The sequence below is a fragment of the Pseudomonas lactucae genome (assembly GCF_016937615.1).
Taxonomy (GTDB): Bacteria; Pseudomonadota; Gammaproteobacteria; order Pseudomonadales; family Pseudomonadaceae; genus Aquipseudomonas; species Aquipseudomonas lactucae.
Genome location: NZ_JAFHKI010000120.1, coordinates 1 through 4,808 on the forward strand (window position 1 = coordinate 1; position 4,808 = coordinate 4,808).

The 4,808-nt window shown below is 57.0% G+C and carries 4 protein-coding genes and 1 pseudogene; 4 read left to right on the forward strand and 1 reads right to left on the reverse strand.

Annotation, left to right across the window (positions count from 1 at the left end; all coding sequences use genetic code 11):
- From JWR98_RS21175 to JWR98_RS21185, 3 genes are all read left to right on the forward strand, one after another.
- Positions 1-2,103, forward strand: a 2,103-nt coding sequence (locus JWR98_RS21175; RefSeq protein ID WP_205491116.1) for an RHS repeat-associated core domain-containing protein, incomplete at its 5' end; no start/stop codon positions are given.
- A complete protein-coding gene (locus JWR98_RS21180; RefSeq protein ID WP_225908810.1) occupies positions 2,100-2,399 on the forward strand; it encodes a hypothetical protein in 300 nt (99 codons plus the stop codon). The genes JWR98_RS21175 and JWR98_RS21180, both read left to right, overlap by 4 nt.
- 164 nt (positions 2,400-2,563) lie before the next feature.
- A complete protein-coding gene (locus JWR98_RS21185; protein ID WP_205491118.1) occupies positions 2,564-2,911 on the forward strand; it encodes a hypothetical protein in 348 nt (115 codons plus the stop codon).
- 150 nt (positions 2,912-3,061) lie between these two features.
- Here JWR98_RS21185 and JWR98_RS21190 read toward each other — a convergent pair.
- Positions 3,062-3,253, reverse strand: a pseudogene (locus JWR98_RS21190) (porphobilinogen synthase); the annotation flags it as partial.
- Between the two features lie 221 nt (positions 3,254-3,474).
- On the opposite strand from JWR98_RS21190, the gene JWR98_RS21195 reads away from it, so the two are divergent.
- On the forward strand, positions 3,475-4,806 hold the full coding sequence (locus tag JWR98_RS21195; protein WP_205491120.1) for an MFS transporter: 1,332 nt from the start codon (positions 3,475-3,477) through the stop codon (positions 4,804-4,806).
- The last annotated feature ends 2 nt before the right edge of the window (positions 4,807-4,808 follow it).

Sequence of the window (4,808 nt, forward strand, 5' to 3'; positions counted from 1 at the left end):
CACTACCAATGGGACAGCGTTGGTCGGCTAATTCGCGTCGTACTCCCCGGCGGTGCCACGCGGGAATACAGCTACAACCCCTACGGAAAAATCACCGCCGAACGCGACGAACTCGGCCATGTCACCCGTTACGAATACGCCAACGGCCTGCACCTGATCAGCCGCCGCATCAACGCTGACGGCAGCCAAGTCAAATACCGCTACGACAACGCTCGACTGCTGCTGACCGAAATCGAAAACGAAATCGGCGAAATCTACCGACTCAACTATCACCCCAACGGCCTGATCCAGCAGGAAATCGGCTTCGACGGCCAGCGCACCGCCTACGTCTACGACCTCAACGGCAACCTACGGGAAAAAACTGAACACGGCGACGACGGCCGTCAGCTAATCACCCGCTACGAACGCGACCACGCCGGCCGCCTCGTACGAAAAACCCTGCCCGACGGCAACACAGTCGATTACACCTACGACCGCCAAGGCAACCTCCTCAGCGTCGACGACGGCCACTGGGCACTGGCCTACGAATACGACCCACAAAACCGCCTCACCACCGAACACCAAGGCTGGGGCACTTTGCGCTATGGCTACGACGCCTGCGGTCAACTGAAAAATCTACGCCTGCCGGACAACAACCGACTCACCTTCAACCACGCCAAGGGCGGTCATTTGGCCACCGTTGAGTTGAATGGCAAAACGCTCACCTCGCACCTCTTCAAAGCCGGCCAGGAGCACCAACGCCAACAAGGCCAACTCCTCAGCCACTACCACTACGACGACCAGCACCGCCTGCACGCCCACACCATCACCCAACAAGAAAACTACCTCTACCAACGCCACTACGACTACGACAAATCCGGCAACCTCACCCGCCTCAACGACACCCGCAAAGGAGAACATCACTACCGCTACGACCCACTCAACCGCCTGACCCGCGCCGATCACTCACAAGACCTGCAGGAACGCTTCGCCCACACCCCCGCCGGCAATCTGCTCATGCAAGACCGCCCCGGCCCTGACATCGTCGCCGGCAACCGCCTGATGATCCAGGGCGACCGGCGTTACGACTACGACGCCTTCGGCAACCTGATCCGCGAACGGCGTGGCAAGGGCCATCAACTCGTTACCGAATACCGCTATGACTGCCAACACCGTCTGATCGGTATTACACAGCCCAACGGCCAAACGGCGAGTTACCGCTATGACCCGTTTGGGCGGCGCATCAGCAAAACCGTTGACGGCATCACCACGGAGTTTTTCTGGCAAGGCGACAAGCTGATCGCCGAGCACCATACGGACCGCCATCGCAGCTATCTCTATGAACCGGACAGTTTCCGGCCGTTGGCGCTGCTGGAAGGCTTCGGCCCAAGCGAAACCCAGCCCTACCACTACCAACTCGACCACCTCGGCACACCCCAGGAGCTGACCGCCCCCGACGGCGAAATCGTCTGGTCCGCGCATTACCGCGCCTACGGCCAAATCAGCCGACTCGACGTCGGAAAAGTCGACAACCCGCTGCGCTTCCAGGGCCAATACTTCGACCCGGAAAGCGGGCTGCACTACAACCGCCAACGCTACTACAATCCGGATATTGGTCGTTACCTGACGCCAGACCCGGTGAAATTGGCGGGTGGGGTCAACAGCTACCAATATGTGCCTAATCCGACGGGATGGGTGGATCCACTAGGCCTGAGCAAGTGTCCTGCTACCTGTGATCCAGCCAAAAGCCCTGAAAGCTCTTCGAGCAATGCGAAAGCGAATGAAGGTCAACCACCGCTTCCTTCACCCGAAGATATTGAATGGACGGCTCATGGCTATAAGCACAGTCCATCAAAGAGAATGTCTTGGAAAGATATTTTGGCAACGACAAAATCTGGTCCGGCCAAGTACAGGCTAGGCATAGATATTGAAAGTCTGGAGAGAGAAGCCTATAAAAACGGCAAGATGACTACAAATGGTAAACCTTGGAAGGTCATGGAATACGCGGAAAGCATCGGCGCAAGTGAGGGGGCTCCGAGCCGCTGGATCCGCATAGAATTAAGCGCAAAAACAATCCACGGCCACCCTATTTCAGAGCAAGAGTTCAGGAAATTAACCAAATGATCTCGTTAGACTTCATACAAGGCAATATCACCTACGATGAGCTTTCTTTACTGGAAGACTCTGCGATTGAAGATCAAGTACAGAACCTGAAGGAGGACATGCTTCAGGTGGAGTACCCGGACGGTTTTTTACTTGACGTAGGTTGGTTTCCCTCATTCGATGCCAAGGGGCACTTTCAAATAAAAATCATCAAGGACTATGACTGGAACTCACCGACTTTAACTCTTATCGCGCATTCAATTGATACTTTAGGCGAGCTACTTCTACGTGCGCAATCTCGATTAATACAGAGTTAAAAAACAACATATATTCATCACCACTTTAAGATTCCGCACGCATGCTTTTGGTAGATATTACGCATTGACGCCTCGCAGCCATTATAAAAACCTTGTGGCGCTTTAGCACGAGTAACACTTGATAAGAACGGAAAACAAAAAACCGCTTACACCGAGCAGTGAATATGAAAAACAAACCTAGCATGGAAATAATTCGCGGACCGCTATTCACATACGACATTGAAAACATAGATAATCTTGAACGAGAAAAATTCATCTCCTCAAAAAATATAAACGATAAAAAAGAACTCACTGAGCTTTTCGACGAACTGACCAAGCCAGAATTCTTGTCTTATACAACGCTCGAACAGGAGTGGTTCATCGACTCGATCGAATATTACCTGTCCATTAACGACAACTTCGATGCTGTCTTTAAAAAAATGGCGACTTACTTCAGCAATGACATAACTGATCAGCGAGCTTTTATGCAAACTCTTCTTACTAGTCTGAGGCATTACACCAACACCCCCTGACAGTTACCTCCCCTGCTGTTCGCGTTGGGCCGCGAAGCGGCCCCAGTAAAGATAGCGTGTCTATTCAGTTAGATCGGCGGCGTCATTGGAGGGGCTGCTGCGCAGCCCAACGCGAGCAAGCTCGCTCACCTCAGGGAATAGGTATCGGCTTTAGATCCCAGCCAACGCCAAATCCAGCGCAAAGTACGTAAAAAACAAATCCGCCCCCACTCGCTAGATCGCACCCAAGGTCTCACGCACCACTCGGTCTTCATCAATCGCACCCGCCGAGCTGCCAAACTTGCTTATTGTGTATTCACCGTTCACCTGATAAGCCGCCACCGACAGGCGCGAGGCGTCGCGGGGCCGTACGACATACAAGAACAACATGACTTCTGCCTGCGCTGGGCGGAATCGCTGTAGACAAAGCTCACCCCCCTGTGGCTCGCATTGCGCAACGAAGCGGTCGTCGTTATCCCCCCTCAGGTCGCTACTGACTACGCAGAGGCCTCTTTTGAACCCCGCCGCCCAACCGCCGCCTCGGATAATCAGCGCTCTCTCTGCGCATTCCGAGGCCCTCCCCCATGACGAGCCCGTCCACCGAACAGGTCAGCTCCCAAACCCTGCGAAAGGTCATCATCGCCGCCGGCATCGGTAACTTCGTCGAATGGTTTGACTTCGCCGTCTACGGTTTCCTCGCCACCACCATCGCCCAGCAGTTCTTCCCCAGCGGCGACGCCAGCGCGGCGCTGCTCAAGACCTTTGCGGTCTTTGCGGTGGCCTTCGCCTTCCGGCCCCTGGGTGGGATTTTTTTCGGCATGCTCGGCGACCGCATCGGGCGCAAACGCACCCTGGCCATGACTATCCTGCTGATGGCCGGCGCCACGACCTTGATCGGCCTGCTCCCGACCTACGCCGCCATCGGTGTCGCGGCGCCGATTCTGTTGTCGCTGATCCGCTGCGCCCAGGGTTTCTCGGCCGGGGGCGAGTACGCCGGGGCCTGTGCCTACCTGATGGAGCACGCGCCCACCGACAAACGCGCCTGGTATGGCAGCTTCGTGCCGGTCTCGACGTTCTCGGCCTTCGCCGCGGCCGCAGTGGTGGCGTACGCCCTTGAAGCGTCGCTGTCCGCCGAGGCCATGGGCAGTTGGGGCTGGCGCCTGCCGTTCCTGATCGCGGCGCCGCTGGGGCTGGTGGGGCTTTACCTGCGCTGGAAGCTGGATGAGACGCCGGCTTTCCAGGCCGTCAAGCAGGAGCATGCGGTCGCTCACTCGCCGCTCAAGGAAACCCTGCGCCACCATGGTGCGGCGATCTGCTGCCTGGGCGCTTTTGTGTCGCTGACGGCGCTGTCGTTCTATATGTTCACCACCTACTTCGCGACGTACCTGCAAGTGGCGGGCGGCCTGACTCGGGCGGTGGCGCTGCTGGTGTCGCTGATTGCGTTGATCTTCGCGGCGGCGATTTGCCCGCTGGCGGGGCTGTATTCGGACCGAGTGGGGCGGCGGGTCACGGTGATGACGGCATGTGTGTTGTTGATAGTGGTGGTGTATCCATCGTTCCTGATGGCCAGTTCCGGCTCGTTCGCGGCCTCGATCGTCGGCGTGATGTTGCTGGCGGTGGGGGCGGTGTTGTGTGGCGTGGTCACGGCGGCGTTGCTCTCGGAGACCTTTCCCACCCGCACGCGCTACACCGCTTCGGCGATTACCTACAACATGGCGTATACGATCTTCGGCGGCACCGCACCGCTGATGGCGACGTGGTTGATCAGCAGCACGGGCAGCAACCTTTCTCCGGCGTTTTACCTGATTGCGGTGGCATTGCTGGCGCTGGCCGGCGGGTTGGCGTTGCCGGAGACGTCGAGGATTTCGCTGCATGACGTGGGCACGCAGGAAAAAAGCGCAACTTTGAAGGGGTAAAA

Bases quoted from the DNA above. Each gene is read 5' to 3' on its own strand.
- JWR98_RS21195 (WP_205491120.1), top strand. From the start codon at position 3,475: ATGACGAGCCCGTCCACCGAACAGGTCAGCTCCCAAACCCTGCGAAAG.
- JWR98_RS21180 (WP_225908810.1), top strand. From the start codon at position 2,100: ATGATCTCGTTAGACTTCATACAAGGCAATATCACCTACGATGAGCTT.
- JWR98_RS21185 (WP_205491118.1), top strand. From the start codon at position 2,564: ATGAAAAACAAACCTAGCATGGAAATAATTCGCGGACCGCTATTCACA.